At 63.7% G+C, this 16,090-nt stretch carries 16 protein-coding genes; 13 read left to right on the top strand and 3 right to left on the bottom strand.

Going from position 1 to position 16,090, the window contains the following annotated elements; translation table 11 throughout:
* Positions 1-268: 268 nt before the first annotated feature.
* The 3 genes from JQ632_RS13980 (at position 269) to JQ632_RS13975 (ending at position 2,785) form a co-directional block, all read left to right on the top strand.
* Positions 269-1,183, top strand: coding sequence for an AraC family transcriptional regulator (locus JQ632_RS13980; RefSeq protein WP_249151907.1), 915 nt, complete (start codon positions 269-271; stop codon positions 1,181-1,183).
* A gap of 23 nt (positions 1,184-1,206) precedes the next feature.
* Complete coding sequence (locus tag JQ632_RS40440; RefSeq protein ID WP_409363485.1) at positions 1,207-1,332, top strand: hypothetical protein; 126 nt, start codon at positions 1,207-1,209, stop codon at positions 1,330-1,332.
* 325 nt (positions 1,333-1,657) lie between these two features.
* On the top strand, positions 1,658-2,785 hold the full coding sequence (locus JQ632_RS13975) for a serine hydrolase (RefSeq protein ID WP_312015608.1): 1,128 nt from the start codon (positions 1,658-1,660) through the stop codon (positions 2,783-2,785).
* 8 nt (positions 2,786-2,793) lie between these two features.
* Here JQ632_RS13975 and JQ632_RS13970 read toward each other — a convergent pair whose 3' ends face one another.
* Together JQ632_RS13970 and JQ632_RS13965 are read right to left on the bottom strand one after the other, a co-directional pair.
* Positions 2,794-2,952: a hypothetical protein gene (locus JQ632_RS13970; protein ID WP_212402917.1), complete on the bottom strand. Its 159-nt coding sequence runs from the start codon at positions 2,950-2,952 to the stop codon at positions 2,794-2,796.
* A 168-nt stretch (positions 2,953-3,120) separates the two neighbouring features.
* Positions 3,121-4,380, bottom strand: a complete 1,260-nt coding sequence (locus tag JQ632_RS13965) for an allantoate amidohydrolase (RefSeq protein ID WP_212402905.1) — start codon at positions 4,378-4,380, stop codon at positions 3,121-3,123.
* A 401-nt stretch (positions 4,381-4,781) separates the two neighbouring features.
* Between JQ632_RS13965 and JQ632_RS13960 the strand changes: the two genes are divergently transcribed.
* The 6 genes from JQ632_RS13960 to JQ632_RS13935 are packed head-to-tail and all read left to right on the top strand — an operon-like array spanning position 4,782 to position 10,658.
* Entirely contained in the window at positions 4,782-5,894 is a 1,113-nt protein-coding gene (locus JQ632_RS13960; protein ID WP_212402904.1) for a BMP family ABC transporter substrate-binding protein, read from the top strand.
* On the top strand, positions 5,891-7,003 hold the full coding sequence (locus JQ632_RS13955; RefSeq protein WP_212402903.1) for an ABC transporter permease: 1,113 nt from the start codon (positions 5,891-5,893) through the stop codon (positions 7,001-7,003). The genes JQ632_RS13960 and JQ632_RS13955 overlap by 4 nt, the downstream gene beginning before the upstream one ends.
* Before the next feature lies 1 nt (position 7,004).
* The gene (locus tag JQ632_RS13950) at positions 7,005-7,931 is read left to right on the top strand and encodes an ABC transporter permease (protein WP_212402902.1); all 927 of its coding nucleotides are present in this window, start codon (positions 7,005-7,007) and stop codon (positions 7,929-7,931) included.
* Positions 7,932-7,946: 15 nt separating this feature from the next.
* A complete protein-coding gene (locus tag JQ632_RS13945; RefSeq protein WP_212402901.1) occupies positions 7,947-8,630 on the top strand; it encodes a cysteine hydrolase family protein in 684 nt (227 codons plus the stop codon).
* Entirely contained in the window at positions 8,627-10,159 is a 1,533-nt protein-coding gene (locus tag JQ632_RS13940) for an ABC transporter ATP-binding protein (protein ID WP_212402900.1), read from the top strand. The genes JQ632_RS13945 and JQ632_RS13940 overlap by 4 nt, the downstream gene beginning before the upstream one ends.
* A gap of 13 nt (positions 10,160-10,172) precedes the next feature.
* Positions 10,173-10,658, top strand: coding sequence for a nucleoside deaminase (locus JQ632_RS13935; RefSeq protein WP_212402899.1), 486 nt, complete (start codon positions 10,173-10,175; stop codon positions 10,656-10,658).
* Between the two features lie 185 nt (positions 10,659-10,843).
* On the opposite strand, the gene JQ632_RS13930 is transcribed toward JQ632_RS13935, so the two are convergent.
* Entirely contained in the window at positions 10,844-11,950 is a 1,107-nt protein-coding gene (locus JQ632_RS13930) for a hypothetical protein (RefSeq protein ID WP_212402898.1), read from the bottom strand.
* On the opposite strand from JQ632_RS13930, the gene JQ632_RS13925 reads away from it, so the two are divergent.
* The 4 genes from JQ632_RS13925 (at position 11,901) to JQ632_RS13910 (ending at position 16,080) form a co-directional block, all read left to right on the top strand.
* The gene (locus tag JQ632_RS13925; protein WP_212402897.1) at positions 11,901-12,305 is read left to right on the top strand and encodes a hypothetical protein; all 405 of its coding nucleotides are present in this window, start codon (positions 11,901-11,903) and stop codon (positions 12,303-12,305) included. The two genes, JQ632_RS13930 and JQ632_RS13925, sit on opposite strands and share 50 nt — an antisense overlap.
* A 224-nt stretch (positions 12,306-12,529) precedes the next feature.
* Positions 12,530-14,101 carry an ABC transporter ATP-binding protein gene (locus JQ632_RS13920; RefSeq protein WP_212402896.1) on the top strand — a complete coding sequence of 524 codons (1,572 nt, stop codon included), beginning with the start codon at positions 12,530-12,532 and terminating at the stop codon, positions 14,099-14,101.
* Complete coding sequence (locus JQ632_RS13915; protein ID WP_212402895.1) at positions 14,085-15,176, top strand: ABC transporter permease; 1,092 nt, start codon at positions 14,085-14,087, stop codon at positions 15,174-15,176. Before JQ632_RS13920 ends, JQ632_RS13915 begins: the two co-directional genes overlap by 17 nt.
* Positions 15,163-16,080, top strand: a complete 918-nt coding sequence (locus JQ632_RS13910; RefSeq protein WP_212402894.1) for an ABC transporter permease — start codon at positions 15,163-15,165, stop codon at positions 16,078-16,080. The genes JQ632_RS13915 and JQ632_RS13910 overlap by 14 nt, the downstream gene beginning before the upstream one ends.
* Positions 16,081-16,090: the final 10 nt, after the last annotated feature.

The following is a 16,090-nucleotide window of genomic DNA, read 5'->3' as shown; positions in this document are numbered from 1 at the left end:
CCGTCGATGGCCGCTTCACCTCGACGGAATCACGGTTCGCTCGGCTCCTCAAGACAGTTCTGCAACAAAATCGGCCAAAACCGGAAGTGGCCATTGCGAGCTGGCTTTCGGACATCGACTTCTGAGCCGGATCGGGGCTCTTTCAGTTCGTAGCCGCTTCGAGATTGTCTGACGACTCGACATCAGTTGCGCCCAGGGCGTATGAGCGAGCCTACGCGGCTCAACAATGGCATTTGGAGTATTTCCGATAGTGGGCACCAGCGGTTTGATGTCGATTGACCTCGGGTTACGAGGCGCCGTCGTAGCATTGTGCCTGCTGATCGCATCTTTGGCGCTACGCGATCGCCGCGATAGCACGGCCGCACTGCTGGGCGCCGCGCTCGCAATCGGCGCCGCGGCTTCGATGGTCTGCTCGGCGCCCACGTTCCCGCGGCCATTTGCGTGGTGGGGCCTGTTGCTGCTGGCGTTGTCCAGCGCGAACAGTGTCGTGTTCTGGCTATGGGCGCGTGCTGCCTTCGATGACGATTTCGTACCACGGCCTTGGCATGGCGTCTTGTGGGCGGCCGTCGCCGTCGCGCAATGGCTGGACGCCAGCGGAGTCACACGAACGGCCGCGCTCGAGCTTGCGATCGAACGCACGCTGTCGTTCACCTCTCTCGGCCTGGCGTTGTTGGCGGTAGCGCAGACGCTTGTCACCTGGCCGGCGGACCTTGTGCAAGGCCGGCGTGGGCTCCGGCTGGTCGTTCTGATCGGCGCGTCGGCCCAAATCGTTCTCAACTCTTACTTGAGCTTCCTGCAGCAGCCCTCGCATCCCACTTTTTCTATGACTAGCGTCGCCAACGCCTTCGTTCTGTTCGTGTTGGTTGGTTTGAGCACATGGAATCTGCTGGAGGCGGGGACGCGGAAAGGTTCGATCCTGCTGCCCGCAGCAAACGTCCCCTCCAGCGCGCCAACCAAGGCGTCTGACGCAACGATTGAACCGGCTCTCCTGCGCCGGTTGGAACAGCTCATGACCGTCGAGCGCATCTACCGGCGTGAGGGGTTGACCATCAAATTGCTATCCGCCGAGCTTGACGTGCCGGAGTACCGGCTGCGGCAACTTATCAACGAGGGCCTCGGTTATCGCAATTTCAATGCGTTCCTCAATCATTACCGGATCGAGGAAGCCAAGGTGAACAAGTAGAAGTCCCGGTGCTGACAATTGCCATGGACACAGGTTTCCAGTCGATCGGGCCGTTCAACCGCGCCTTCAAGGCAGCGACCAATTTGACCCCAACCGAATTCCGCCGTCTCTCAATGGCGCGAAATGCAGCCCGTGGCACTTCCAATTGAAGAATCGGCCAGTCGTTTAGAAATCGGCCAGCCAAACTGCGGGAATCGGCGAGAAGGGATCGAAAACATTTGACAGACTGATGGGGATCCTTCCGCGCAATGAGCTGCGACAACGGGACTCCTTATGATATATCAGCGCTCTACCAATTTATCGTCTTTCGCCGACGCCGGGAGCGCACTCTCGCGCCGCTCGGCTCTGACCGGACTTGCGGCGAGTTGTGTTGCGTCGGTCAAGTGGAGTTGGGCTGCCGCGAGTGGCGGTGGTCCGGTCTTTTCCGCTGGTGGTCCCGATGCAGAGCTTTACGGCGCCACCGAGGACTATCCGGTGAAGGATCGCTGGCGCGTTTACCAGCCCGGCAATCCGGCTTCGCCAAAATACCGTGTCGGGGCATTCAGTCACTACGACGAGATTTTTCCAACGCGCTTGGTCAATCGCGCAGCCACGGCCTGGCCGTTCAAGCGAACGCAGGCGGATGTCAGCTACCAGTACAAGGGAAGCCACTCTTCGCTTGCGGATTATCTGTCGCGCAATCCGGTGACGGGTCTGCTGATCGCAAAGGACGACCGGATTCTGGTCGAGCACTATCAATACGGCCGCACCGACCGAGACCGGCTGATATCGCAGTCGATGGCAAAATCGATCACCGGCATGCTGGTCGGTATCGCGATCTCGGAAGGCGCGATCAAATTTATCGACGATACCGCGGAAACCTATGTGCCTGGCTTGAAAGGCACCGAATATGGCGCGACGCCGCTCCGCGCGCTGCTGCACATGTCGTCGGGCGTGAAGTTCGGCGAGCCGGCCGACGAAGGCAAAGGCAGCGGCCGCGACCTCGATCGCTTGTGGGGCGACATGGTGCGCAAGCACTGGTTTTCCAACAAAGGCACCGTTGCCAGCATCGCGCAATTCAATCGGCGGATCGCGCCGCCGGGTACGCAATTCCGCTACGCCAGCATCGAAACGGATGTGCTTGGTCTGGTGCTGCGTTACGCAACGGGCAAATCACTCTCCGACTATCTCCAGGAAAAGGTGTGGCAGCCGATCGGCACGGAAGCCGATGCCAAATGGCTGATCGACGCGGAAGGCTATGAAGTGGCGCACGGCTTCTTCAACGCCGTGTTGCGCGACTATGCCCGGCTCGCCCGCCTGCTCGCCCACGACGGAGCATGGGAAGGCAAACAGATCATCCCGGCGCAATGGATGGTCGATGCAACCACGGTGCGCGCTTCCGACGGCTATCTGGCAAAGGCCGAGGGAGGGTTCGGCTACGGCTATCAGTTCTATTTGTTTCCCGGAAGCCGACGGCAATTCGCAATGTTGGGCCATCTCGGGCAGCGTATCCTTGTTGATCCGCCCTCGAAGCTGGTCATGGTGCAAACCGCCGTCGATGAAAAGTCCCCCGAAATCTGGCGACTATGGTCGGGCGTGGTCGCGCAGTTCGGGCAGGCTTGATCGGGTGCTTATTCCGTCTTCTCGGAAAACGTCGCGCGGAAGGGGTGGGCGGGATAGACGCCGACGATGCGGAATTCGCGCGAGAACGGCGGCGAGCTTGACGGTGCGCGCATTCTGAAACCGGAAACGGTCCGGCTGATGATGACAAATTCGCTGCCGCCCGACATCCACCTCGCTGGCCATGAAGCGGGTCCGGCTTATGGGACCGGGTGGGGGCTCGGCTTCGCCATTCTCACCAACCCGGATTTCAGTATGATCGCAAATCGACCTCTCCCCGCTGGGGAGAGGTGAGCCGAGCCCGTGGAGCAACCGATTCAACCAAACACCATCGCGCTTTAGCTTTCGCGCGGCCTGAAATTCTCGATCACCCGCAACAGCACCCGGGCGCCGGCGTCGGCATCCGCGAGCTCGACATGCTCGGCAGGATTGTGGCTGATGCCGCCGCGACAGCGGACGAAGATCATGCCGACATCGGCGATGTCGATCATCGCCATGCCGTCATGCCCTGCCCCGCTCGGCAGTTCGAACACGGAAAAACCTTCCGCGGCGATCGCGTGGGCGATCTGCTCCTTGAGCCACGGCGCGCAAGGCGCGGTGCGGTTCTCGTGGGTGACGTCGAGCTGGAGCGACAAGTCGCGGCGTTTTGCAATCGCCTCGATCTGGCGGACGATATCGGCCACGGCGCGCTTGCGATGCGCGTCGGTCGGCGCGCGAATGTCGATGGTGAAGGACACCTGCCCAGGAATGACATTGGTTGCGCCGGGCTTCGCGTGGAGATAGCCGACGGTGCCGACCAGACCATTCGTGTCTGTGCGGCAGAACTGCTCGATCGCCGTGATGCATTCGGCAGCGCCTGATAGCGCATCGCGTCGCAGGGCCATCGGCACCGTGCCGGCGTGACCAGCAATGCCGGTCAGCCGCGCCGCAAGCCGCGTCGCGCCTGCGATGGCGGTGACGACGCCGACTGGAAGGTTTTGCGCCTCCAGCACCGGCCCCTGCTCGATATGCAGCTCGAGATAGGCAAGCAGCTCGCGTCGCATACGTGCGGCGGCACCGATATGGTCGGGATCGAGCCCGAACTGCACGAGCGCATCGCGCATCGACACGCCATCCCGGTCGCGCGTCGCCAGAACACTCTCGTCAAATGTGCCGGCGACCGCGCGGCTGCCGAGCAGCGTGGACGCGAAGCGCACACCTTCCTCGTCGGCAAAGCCTACCACCTCGATGGCGAACGGCAGGCGCCGGCCGCGCCGGTTCAGCTCCGCAACGCAGGAAATCGCGGTGATCACCCCGAGCGGCCCGTCCCATTTGCCGGCGTCGCGCACGGTGTCGTAGTGCGAGCCGAGCATCAGGCAGGGAAGGCCCGGCCGCTCGCCCTCATAGCGGCCGCAGACATTGCCGACCGCATCGAGATGCGCGTGCATGCCGGCCGAGCGCATCCAGCCAAGAATGAGATCCGCCGCGGTGCGCAGCTCCTTGCTCAGATAGACGCGCGTCAGCGTGTCCGCGTCTTCCGAGATGCCGCCGAGTTCGGTGATGCGACGAACGACCTCCTCGCCGAGCGAATTGTTCCGAACGGCGATACCAGCACCCATCCCGGTCGAGCTTTCCAATGCTTGGGACCGCGGCCGATGACGGCGGGCCCACTGACAGTCGATACAAGTTCGGTGCCAGGGAAACACACCCAGCCCGATCGCCCGACTGGTTAGCATGAATGCCGGAGCCGACAGACCCCGCCGATGACAACCGAGCGCCACCGGCTGGTTAAGACTGCTTAACTCACTTGCATACAATAAGCTGATACTGCCTAAAACTTATACAGAGGCCCTGCTGCCCAAGATTCAGACGGATACAATAGCAAAATTATTTCAATACCTTAGGCGGCAATGCTCGCATCCTAACCTCTGGCATGAAGCTTGCGACATCCCGTTCCGGCTCCGCCAGATCGGCGCAGCCGCCAGTGAGAGGGGCGGTCCATCCGCCAAGGGAGCATCCAATGGATTTTGGCAGGATTTCACGACGGCATTTGTTGCAGGGTGGCGCGGCGCTCTCCTTGGGAGCAGCGGCTGGTCTGCGCCCGGCATTCGCGGCCGAGACGACCATCGGCTTCATCTATGTCGGCTCGCGCGACGACTACGGCTACAACCAGGCGCATGCGCAGGGTGCGGCGGCCCTGAAAAAAATTCCCGGCCTGAAAGTGGTCGAGGAAGAGAAGGTCCCGGAGACCGATGCGGTCGAGAAGACCATCGAGTCCATGATCAATCTCGACGGCGCGACCCTGCTCTTCCCGACCTCGTTCGGCTACTACAATCCGCACATGATCAAGATGGCCAACAAGTACCCGAAGCTCCGCTTCGAGCACTGCGGCGGCCTCTGGAGCGACAAGGACCCGAAGAACGCCGGCAGCTATTTTGGCTATATCGACGAAGCTCAGTACATCTCCGGCATCGTCGCCGGCCTGACGTCGAAGAGCAGCAAGCTCGGCTTCGTTGCGGCCAAGCCGATCCCGCAGGTCTTGCGCAACATCAACGCCTTCACGCTCGGCGCCAAGTCCGTCAATCCGAAGGCCACTACGCAGGTGATCTTCACCGGCGACTGGTCGATGCCGGTCAAGGAAGCCGAGGCCACCAACAGCCTGATCGACCAGGGCGTCGACGTGCTGACCTGTCATGTCGACGGTCCGAAGACGATGGTCGAGAACGCCGCGCGGCGCGGCGCCATGGTGTGCGGCTATCACACCAACCAGTCGGCGCTGGCGCCGAAGGCGTATCTCACCGGCGCCGAGTGGAATTGGGAAGCGCTGTATCCAAAATTCGTCAAGATGATCGCAGCCGGCGAGGGCATTCCGAACTTCTACCGCGGTGGCCTCAAGGAAGAGATCGTCAAGACATCACCCTATGGCGAAGCGGTCTCGGCCGAAGCGCGCAAGGCAGCCGATGAGGCCAAGGCAAAGTTCCTGTCCGCCGACGGTTTTGCCATCTTCAAGGGCGGCCTGGTCGACAACAAGGGCAAGACGGTGATCGCTGCCGGCACCGATCGCGGCCAGAAGGACCCTGAGCTGGAGAAGATGGACTACCTCGTCGAGGGCGTGCTCGGAGCGACTTCGTGACAACGGAAGCGGTGGATCCCGTCGACGCGGTCGGGGCCGTTGCCCCGGCCGCCGATCCCGGCTTCCTCCAGCGCCACGGCGCAACCATTGAGTACATCCTGATCCCGGGCGCGGCACTCGTCGCCGCGCTCGCGGTGTTCGGCATCTTCGTCGCGCTGTTCGGCAAGAACCCGCTCGACCTCTATTTCTACATGTACTACGGCGCGTTCGGCACCTGGTTCTCCTGGCAGAACACGCTGACGCGCGCGGCGCCTCTCATTCTCACTGCGCTTTGCACAGCCCTGCCTGCGCAGCTCGGCATGGTCATCATCGGAGGCGAAGGTGCGCTTCTGATCGGCGCATTGTCGGCGACCAGCGCCGCATTGGCGCTACAAGGCTTGCCCCCGCTCGTGATCCAGATCGCGATGGTCTGCGCCGGCGTGATCGGCGGCGGCCTCTGGATCATGCTCGCGGGTGGCTTGCGCCAATATCGCGGCGTCAACGAGACGATCTCGAGCCTGCTGCTCGTCTATATCGCGCTCGCCATCCTCAACCATCTTGTCGAAGGCTTGATGCGCGACCCCGCGAGCCTCAACAAGCCGTCGACACGCGAGATCGGCGCGGCGAACATGATCGGCACGATTCCCGGCACGGATGTGCATTGGGGCCTCGTCTTCGGCCTGATCGCCGCGATCGCCGCCTACATCCTGATCTATCACACCGTGTTCGGCTTCGCCGCGCGGGTTGCCGGTGGCAACATCCGCGCCGCAAAAATCGTCGGCCTCGGTGTCAGCAAGCTCATCCTCACGATCTGCTTCCTCGCCGGCGGCGCCGCGGGCCTCGCAGGCATGGTCGAGGTCGCCGCCGTCCAGGGCCGCACAAATGCCAACCTCGCCGCTGGCTACGGCTTCACCGGCATTCTGGTCGCCTTCCTCGCCCGGCAAAATCCGCTCGCGGTCATTCCGGTGGCGATCCTGCTCGGCGGCATCAGCGCCAGCGGCGGCCTGCTGCAACGCCGTCTCGGACTGCCCGATGCATCGGTGCTGGTGCTGCAAGGCATCATCTTCGTCTTCGTTCTGGCAAGCGATGCACTCTACGGCCGCATCGGATTCCTGAAGGGAAAATCCTGAGATGGCAGACGGATCGATCGGACTCTGGACCGTCCCGCTCGCCGTGCTCGGCGGCGCCATCCGCGTCTCCACGCCGTTCCTGTTCGTCAGTCTCGGCGAATGCATCACCGAACGTTCCGGCCGCATCAATCTCGGCCTCGAAGGCACACTGGTGATGGGCGCGATGAGCGCCTATGGCATCTCCTATCTCTCGGGCTCGCCCTGGCTCGGCGTACTCGCGGCCGGGGTGACCGGCGCGCTCCTCGGCGCGCTGCATGCCGGCATCTGCTCACTGCCGCGCGTCAACGACATTGCGGTCGGCATCGCCCTGATGCTGTTCGGCACCGGGCTCGCCTTCTACCTCGGCAAACCCTTGATCGAGCCGACTGCACCGCGCCTGCCGGCCATCGATTTCGGCTGGTGGAGCGACATCCCGCAGGTGCGCGCGGCGCTGCGCATCAATGTCATGTTCCTGATCGGCGTCGCGCTCGCGCCGATCCTCTATTGGGCCTTCCGCACCACAAGATGGGGCCTCCTGATCCGCACCGCCGGCGAAAGCTCGGACGCAGCACGCGCCATGGGCCATTCCGTGCTGCTGATCCGCCTGCGCGCCACCATGGTCGGCGGCTTTCTTGCCGGCATCGGTGGCTCGTTCCTGTCGCTGTTTTATCCGGGAAGCTGGAACGAAGGCCTATCCTCGGGCCAGGGCATCACCGCCGTCGCGCTCGTCATCTTCGCGCGCTGGGATCCGATGCTGTGCCTGTGGGCCTCGCTCGCCTTCGGCGGCGCCGCAGCCCTCGGACCCGCGCTGCAATCGGTCGGCGTCACCTCCGGCTATCACCTCTTCAACGCCGCGCCCTACATTTTGACGCTGGCGATCATGATCATCACCTGCTCGCCGAAGCGCACGCTGACGGGCGCGCCAGCCGAATTGTCGATCACCCGCTGAGACAGGGACGAAGCCATGCCCGAGCGACACATCAAGTCCGAGCCCTACGCCTGGCCCTACAACGGCGATCTTCGCCCCGAGAACACGGCACTGATCATCATCGACATGCAGACCGATTTCTGCGGCGTCGGCGGCTACGTCGACAAGATGGGCTACGACCTCTCGCTCACGCGCGCTCCGATCGAGCCGATCAAGAAGCTGCTCGCTGCCATGCGCAAGCAGGGTTTTCACATCATCCATACCCGCGAAGGCCACCGCCCCGATCTCTCGGACCTTCCCGCCAACAAGCGCTGGCGTTCGCGGCAGATCGGCGCCGGGATCGGCGATCCCGGCCCGTGCGGCCGCATCCTGGTGCGCGGCGAGCCCGGCTGGGACATCATCCCCGAGCTGGCGCCGCTGCCGGGCGAACCCATCATCGACAAGCCCGGCAAGGGCTCGTTCTGCGCCACCGATCTCGAGTTGATCCTTCGGGTGCGCGGCATAGACAACATCGTGCTCACGGGCATCACCACCGACGTCTGCGTCCATACCACGATGCGCGAAGCCAACGACCGCGGTTTTGAATGCGTGCTGCTGCGCGACTGTTGCGGGGCGACCGACAAGAGCAATCACGACCACGCGCTGAAGATGATCAAGATGCAGGGCGGCGTGTTCGGCGCAGTCTCGACGTCGGACGCCTTCATCGGAGCGATTTCGTGATCATCGGCGAGACACCGCCGCCGAGCGGCGCCTTCGGCGTCGACGCGATCGCCATGACCATGCGGTTCGGCGATTTCCTGGCGCTGGACAATGTCGAGCTGAAGGTCCGCCCGGGCTCCTTCCACGCCCTTCTCGGCGAGAACGGCGCCGGCAAGTCGACACTCGTCAAATGCATCATGGGCTACTACCACCCGACCGAGGGCGACGTGCTGGTCGGCGGCCGCCAACAGGCGATCAACAACCCGAAGGACGCGCACGCGCTCGGTCTCGGCATGGTCTACCAGCATTTTACGCTGGTGCCGGCAATGACGGTCGCGGAGAACCTGGTGCTCGCGCGCGACGACGTTCCGGCGGTCGTGGACTGGAGCAAGGAGAAGACGGAGCTCGAGACTTTTCTCTCCAAAATGCCCTTCAAGGTGCCGCTGAATGCAAAGGTGTCCGACATCTCCGCCGGCGAGCGGCAGAAATGCGAGATCCTCAAGCAGCTCTATCTGAAGCGCCGCTTCCTGATCCTGGACGAGCCGACCTCGGTGCTGACGCCGGCCGAGGCCGACGAGGTGCTCGGCATGCTCCGCGACATGGTCGTGAAGGGCGAGCTGACCATTTTGATGATCACGCACAAGTTCCGCGAGGTGATGGCCTTTGCCGACGAGGTGACGATCCTGCGGCGCGGCAAGCTCGCCGGCAAGGGCAAGGTCGCCGAGCTCACGCCGGACGCGATGGCGCGCACCATGATCGGCGCCGAGGAGTTGACGGTGCAGCCGGCGCGCACCGGCGAGACCGGCAAGGCGCGCCTGGAGCTGGAAAAGGTCCGCGCGCTCGACGACGCTGGTGCCGTAGCCGTGCACGACGTCTCGCTCACCGTTCGCGCCGGGGAGATTGTCGGCATCGCCGGCGTGTCCGGCAACGGCCAGCGCCAGCTCGTCGAAGTCCTGGCCGGTCAGCGTGAAGCCGAGAGCGGCGAGATCCGCGTCGCAGGCGATGCCTATCACGCGACCCGCGAGGAGATGCGCCGGCACAAAATGTCGCTTCTGCCGGAAGAACCGCTCAAGAACGCCTGCGTCGGCGGCATGAGCGTCGCCGACAACATCGCTCTCCGCGAGTTCGACCGTGCTCCTTTCGCCAGTGGTGGCTGGTGGCTCAACCGCGGCGCCTTCCGCGACGACGCGAAGAAGAAGATCGGCCAGTACAAGATCAAGACGCGAACGCCGGATACCCCGATCTCGGCACTGTCGGGCGGCAATGTGCAGCGCGCGGTGCTGGCGCGCGAGCTCGGCGGCAACGTCGAGGTGCTGATCGCGGCGAACCCCTGCTTCGGCCTCGACTTCGCGGCGGTGGCGCAAATCCACGCCGAGATCATGGCCGCCCGCAACCGCGGCGCGGCGGTGCTGCTCGTCAGCGAGGACCTCGATGAACTGCTTGAACTCTCCGACCGCCTTGTGGTCATGTTCCATGGCGAGTTCGTCTACGAGGCTCGCACCAGCGAGGCCGACCTCACTGTGGTCGGCCGTCACATGGCGGGACACTGACCGCGGAGAAACGATGGCGGACCGACCCGACCGCGACGAACACTTTCTGCGCCTGGCCTTCGCGGTGGCCCGGCGCTCCCTCACCCATGGCAACCATCCCTTCGGCTGCTTACTGGTCGATACTGAGGGCCATGTGCTGATCGAGACCGAGAACGGCTACATGCCGGACCATGACGGCACCGCGCATGCCGAGCGCCTGGCGGCGACGCAGGCCTGCCGGACGCTGAGCCGCGAGGTGCTCGCAGGAGCGACCCTTTATTCCTCCGCCGAGCCTTGCGCGATGTGTGCCGGCGCCATCTACTGGGCCGGTATCGGCCGTGTCGTCTACGGCCTCAGCGAGCACCGCCTGCGCGGTGTCACCGGCGACCATCCGGAAAATCCCACGCTCGACCTGCCCTGCCGCGACGTCTTTGCCAGCGGCCAGCGTCCGACCGAGGTCGTCGGTCCCTTGCTGGAAGATGAAGCCGAGGCACTGCACGACGGCGTGTGGACGAAGTAGCGGATCCAGAGCACCGCCATCGTAGGGTGGGCAAAGCGAAGCGTGCCCACCACTTCTGTCGCCACTAGGAAGATTGGTGGGCACTGCGCTTCGCGCCTTTGCCCACCCTACGGCACCTCGAAAACGGAAATAGCGCCGCGCGAACCTCGCGCAGCGCTACCTCTGCCTTGGAGACTTTCAGCCGATCAGAACTTCACCGTGACACCGCCATAGACCGTGGACTCGGCGCAACTGTTGGTGCTCTGTCCAGTCGCGGCGACCGTGCAGACGCCGGGCATGGCGTTGTGGTCGAGGCCGAACTTGTTCTGCCAATAGCGATAGGCGACCCAGAGATCGACGAAGTGCGAGTATTTTGCACCCCAGGCCGCCTTCGACGCGTCGAAGGTCAGGCGGATCGGCTCGCTGTTGAGCTCGGTCTTGGACGCGGTCGAGAACCGGCCCAGGCCCGAGAGTGCTGGAAGGCCGTTGGAGTCGCCCTTCGGTCCATACCAGCCGGCGCGGCCGCTGATCGAGAAGAACTGGAAGTTCTCGGGCAGGAAGCCGAGGTCCATGTAGTAGTTGATTTCGACCGCCCAGGTCGGTCGGTAGCTGACATTGCCGTCCGAGTTACAGGACGTGCCGGGAATGCCGGGGCCGAACAGGCCGCACTGCGTGAATGCGTTGTGGTTGGAGAACTCCCAGTACATCAAGGGCGCGACGTTGAAATAGCCCTTGTAGGGAAGGTCGAATGCGAACTGCAGACCGGCAACGACGTCACGCTTGGCCGGCGCAAGGAAGTTGTTCTCTGTGTTGGCATCCATGCCGACTTCGAACGAGATGTTGTGCAGCGGCCCCATGGTGAAGGCCTTGGTATTGAAGAGCTCGTTCCAGCCGAAGGTCGAGCGGAACAGGCCGTAGATCTCGGTCGCTCCGGCGCAATCAGCGGCAGCGCCGGTGATGGTCACGCCGGGCGCGACGCAGGGCGAGGCCGGGTCGTTGTGGCCCGACTTGAACATCGAGATCGTGAAGAAGTTGGTGCCGTAGGCCCAGAGGTCGAAATGCGTGAACGAATAGACCTGCTTGGCGGTGGTGCCGTTGATGCTGCCGTCCGGACGGACGCTCCACATGCCGGGGTCGGTGCCTTTCGGCATCCAGGAGAACGACACGCGGTTGTCGATGACCAGGAAGAACGGAAGGTCCGCCGCTTTCTTGGCGGCCTTGACCGGAAGATCTGCGGCCTCAGCCAGGCCACCGGTGGCCAGCATGGCAATCGACAGCGCCGCTGCTGCAATTGCCTTGAAACGAACCGACATCCTGAACACCCCCGAAGTGGAAGCTGAAGAAATCAAGCCCCGTTGGGTGCGACACTTGCGCCGTTCGCTTGGGGTGAGAAGCCTCAACTTTTCCCATGGCGTGCTGCATGTTTTGGCAACGCTGCGCGCGATATCGCGAAGACAATCGCACATCGCGCGTGTCCGCCGCGCGAGCGCGAACGCGTCGTTGCAACACTTCCTCGATTGTTTCTGTTCGGATTTTTCGCTGTCTCGGAAGACCGAAGACGAAATCGAAGCAGTCTCATCGCTGCATCGCGCGAAAGCATACGAGGACGAGACGTCCGATGCTCAACCTGACGCCATGGCTGCACAGCCGGTTCCGATTTGGCTTTAACCGTCACAAATTTGCAACAGGCGCCACGATGCTGCGCTATGCTGATGCTCGTAGAAGTACTGACGTTGCTGGGGTCGCGGCCTCGAGACGACGGTGATGCAAGAATCCAGCCGCGTTGCCGCTGGCTTGAGCAAGGACTGATGCTTTTTCACTACTTACCTCGCAGTTGAAACTAGCCCACTATTGAGGCACCTCTCTGTTCACCCCTGCACGCGTGACTGCGGATGTTCAATTCGACGCCCAACGGCCTGCATTCCAACAAGACGCCCTTGCTCCAGGCGATCGGACTGACCAAGCGTTATGGGGACTTTCTTGCCAACGAGGCGATCGATATCGACATCTGGCCGCAGCAGATCCATGCCCTCCTCGGCGAGAACGGCGCGGGCAAGTCGACGCTGGTCAAGGCGATCTACGGCCTGATCCAGCCGAGTGCCGGTGAGATTCGCTGGCGAGGTGAGAGGATCGTCCTGTCCGGGCCCTCGGAAGCCCGGGCCCGCGGCATCGGCATGGTGTTCCAGCACTTCTCGCTGTTCGACAATCTCACCGTCGCCGAGAACGTCGCGCTTGGTCTCGACGGCAAGGAATCCTTCAAGGACATGGCAGCGCGCCTGGAGCAGGTGTCGAGGACCTACGGACTTCCTCTCGATCCTCGGCGCCAAGTCTGGCAATTGTCGGTTGGCGAGCGCCAGCGCATCGAGATCGTGCGCGCCTTGATGCAGGATCCGAAATTCCTGATCCTGGACGAGCCGACCGCGGTGCTGACGCCGCAGGAAGCGGATCAGCTCTTCATCGTGCTGGAGCGGCTCAAGGCCGAGGGCCGCGCCATCCTCTATATCAGCCACAAGCTCGAAGAGGTGAAGCGGCTGTGCGACACCGCCACGATTCTGCGCGGCGGCAGGAAGGTCGCGACCTGCAATCCGAGGCAGGAGACCGCAGCCTCCCTGGCGCGCATGATGGTCGGCGGCGAAATCAAGGAGGTCAGGCCTGCTGCAGGCCGGCAGACCACGGTGCCGCGGCTTGTCGTCAACGACCTCTCGCTCGCTCCCGACGAAGCGCACGGGGTCAGGCTGGATCACATCTCGCTCGAACTGAAGGGTGGCGAGATCCTCGGCATCGCCGGTGTCGCCGGCAACGGCCAGGATGAACTCTTCGCAGCGCTCTCGGGCGAGCGCCTTGCAAAGGATCCGGGCACGGTGGTGATCGAGGGCATCGCCGCCGGCCACATGTCGATCACGCAACGCCGCAAGCTCGGCGCGGCCTTCGTGCCGGAAGAGCGGCTCGGCCACGGCACTGCACCGCGCATGAAGCTGTCGGAGAACGCGCTGCTGACCGGTCACGCTGCAAGCGGCATGGTCCGGCACGGTTTTATCGACACCGCCGCGACGCTGAAGACCGTGGACAAGGCCACGGAGACGTTCGACGTCCGCAAGGCCAAGCGCGATCCGGAAGCCGCAAGCCTCTCCGGCGGCAACTTACAGAAATTCATCGTGGGCCGTGAGATCCTGCGCAATCCGGCCGTGCTGGTCGTGAGCCAGCCGACCTGGGGCGTCGACGCTGGCGCTGCGGCCGTCATCCGGCAGGCCCTGCTCGATCTCGCGGCCAGCGGCGCGGCGGTGCTGGTCACCAGCCAGGATCTCGACGAGCTTGCCGAAATTGCCGACCGCATCGCGGTGATGTTTCACGGCCGGCTGTCGCGACCGCTCGCAACAAGCGAGGCCACGCGCGAAAAACTGGGCCTGTTGATGGGCGGAAGCTCGCTCGACCCGACGGAGGCCGCCCATGCAGCTCGTGCTTGAGAAGCGCGCCGAGCGATCCAACACTATCGCGCTGATTTCGCCGCTGATCGCCATCGGTCTCACCATCGCGACAATGTCGATCCTGTTCGCGATCCTCGGCAAGAATCCGCTTCTTGCGCTGCATGCCTATTTCATCGCGCCGCTGACCGACGGCTATTCGCTGCAGGAAATCGCGGTGAAGGCGACGCCGCTCGTCATGATCGCGATCGGGCTGTCGCTCTGCTATCTCGCCAACGCCTGGAATATTGGTGCCGAAGGCCAGTTCCTGATCGGCGCCGTTGCCGGAAGCTGGATCGCGGTGAAGACGCAAGGTACCGATGCCGGCGCCTGGGTGCTGCCGGCGATGCTTGTGCTCGCCGCGGCCGCCGGCGCGCTCTACGCGCTGATCCCCGCGATCTGCAAGGTGAAGTTCGGCGCCAGCGAGATCCTCACTAGCCTGATGCTGGTCTACGTCGCCGACCTGTTCCTCGACTATCTCGTCCGCGGCCCCTGGCGCGATCCGCAAGGATTCAACTTCCCGACGACAGCGGAATTCGATCCAGTCGCGACCGTCCCCCTCCTGATCGAAGGCGGCCGGCTGCATCTCGGCTCCATCATCGCACTGCTGGTCGTCGCGGCTGCAGCCATCCTGCTCGGCCGGACCATCAAGGGTTTTGAGATCCGCGTGGTGGGCGCCGCGCCCCGCGCAGCGCGGTTCGGCGGCTTCAATGCCAATCAATTGATCATCTTGACCTTCGCCGTCTCCGGCGCGCTTGCAGGGCTGGCAGGAATCATCGAGGTCGCGGGGCCCGTCGGCCATCTGCAGCCCGGCATCTCGCCGGGCTACGGCTTTACCGCGATCATCGTCGCCTTCCTGGGCCGGCTGAACCCGCTTGGAATATTAATTGCAGGCCTTTTCCTCGCATTGACCTTCATCGGCGGTGAGCAGGCCCAGATCGCAATGAAGATCCCGTTGGACGTGACCAAGGTCTTCCAGGGCATTTTGCTGTTCTATGTGCTCGCCTGCGATTCCCTCATCCTCTACCGTTTCCGGCTGGTGTTTCCGAACCGTCAGGTGGCCCGTGGAGCTGGTTGAAGCCATCATCCTCTCGGTGCTCGCCGCCTCCACGCCGCTCTTGATTGCGGCAACCGGCGAGCTCGTGACCGAGCGCTCGGGCGTCCTCAATCTCGGCGTCGAGGGCATGATGATCATGGGCGCGGCCTGCGGTTTTGCCGGCGCCTGGTTCACCGGCTCGATCGTCATTGGCGCACTCTGCGGCATTGTCGCAGGCATCCTGATGTCGCTGATCTTCGCGCTGATGACACTGGGGCTCGCTGTCAACCAGGTCGCGACGGGACTGGCGCTGACTATCCTCGGCGTCGGGCTGTCAGGCCTGATCGGCGCAGGTCTTGTCGGCGAGCGCATCACGCCGGCGGCCCATCTCGACCTTCCCGTCCTCACCGGCATTCCCTTGATCGGCCGCGTCGTGTTCGGCGAGGACGCCTTCGTCTACGTCTCGCTGGCCCTGATCATCGGCGTCTGGTGGTTCCTGTACCGGACGCGGGCGGGGTTGGTCCTGCGCGCTTGCGGCGACAACCATGTCTCCGCGCATGCACTCGGCTATCCCGTGCTGCGTATCCGGACGTTTGCTGTGATGTTCGGTGGCGCCTGCGCAGGGCTTGCCGGCGCCTATCTGCCGCTCGCCTACACGCCGTTCTTCATTCCCGGCATGACCGCGGGCCGCGGCTGGATCGCGCTGGCGCTGGTCGTGTTCTCGTCCTGGCGGCCGGGCCGCCTCGTCGTCGGCGCCTATCTGTTCGGCGCGGTGACCATCCTCCAGCTCCACGCGCAGGGTTGGGGCATCGGCGTGCCCTCGCAATTCATGTCGGCTTTGCCTTATCTTGCGACCGTCATCGTTCTGGTCCTTCTATCCCGTGCGCGCACCGGCGGCTCGACCGCGCCAGCCGCGCTCGGTACTGTGTTCGTGCCCGACCGCTGATCGATTTTCC

It is taken from the genome of Bradyrhizobium liaoningense (assembly GCF_018130955.1).
GTDB classification, from domain to species: domain Bacteria; phylum Pseudomonadota; class Alphaproteobacteria; order Rhizobiales; family Xanthobacteraceae; genus Bradyrhizobium; species Bradyrhizobium liaoningense_C.
This window is presented reverse-complemented; position numbering and strand designations above follow the sequence as displayed.

What these genes read in the sequence shown, in the direction of transcription:
- JQ632_RS13970 (WP_212402917.1), bottom strand. Translation starts at nt 2,952, where the DNA reads ATGTCGGGCGGCAGCGAATTTGTCATCATCAGCCGGACCGTTTCCGGT.
- JQ632_RS13960 (WP_212402904.1), top strand. Translation starts at nt 4,782, where the DNA reads ATGGATTTTGGCAGGATTTCACGACGGCATTTGTTGCAGGGTGGCGCG.
- JQ632_RS13945 (WP_212402901.1), top strand. Translation starts at nt 7,947, where the DNA reads ATGCCCGAGCGACACATCAAGTCCGAGCCCTACGCCTGGCCCTACAAC.
- JQ632_RS13920 (WP_212402896.1), top strand. Translation starts at nt 12,530, where the DNA reads ATGTTCAATTCGACGCCCAACGGCCTGCATTCCAACAAGACGCCCTTG.
- JQ632_RS13965 (WP_212402905.1), bottom strand. Translation starts at nt 4,380, where the DNA reads ATGGGTGCTGGTATCGCCGTTCGGAACAATTCGCTCGGCGAGGAGGTC.
- JQ632_RS13950 (WP_212402902.1), top strand. Translation starts at nt 7,005, where the DNA reads ATGGCAGACGGATCGATCGGACTCTGGACCGTCCCGCTCGCCGTGCTC.
- JQ632_RS13935 (WP_212402899.1), top strand. Translation starts at nt 10,173, where the DNA reads ATGGCGGACCGACCCGACCGCGACGAACACTTTCTGCGCCTGGCCTTC.
- JQ632_RS13980 (WP_249151907.1), top strand. Translation starts at nt 269, where the DNA reads ATGTCGATTGACCTCGGGTTACGAGGCGCCGTCGTAGCATTGTGCCTG.
- JQ632_RS40440 (WP_409363485.1), top strand. Translation starts at nt 1,207, where the DNA reads ATGGACACAGGTTTCCAGTCGATCGGGCCGTTCAACCGCGCCTTCAAG.
- JQ632_RS13915 (WP_212402895.1), top strand. Translation starts at nt 14,085, where the DNA reads ATGCAGCTCGTGCTTGAGAAGCGCGCCGAGCGATCCAACACTATCGCG.
- JQ632_RS13930 (WP_212402898.1), bottom strand. Translation starts at nt 11,950, where the DNA reads ATGTCGGTTCGTTTCAAGGCAATTGCAGCAGCGGCGCTGTCGATTGCC.
- JQ632_RS13925 (WP_212402897.1), top strand. Translation starts at nt 11,901, where the DNA reads ATGGCAATCGACAGCGCCGCTGCTGCAATTGCCTTGAAACGAACCGAC.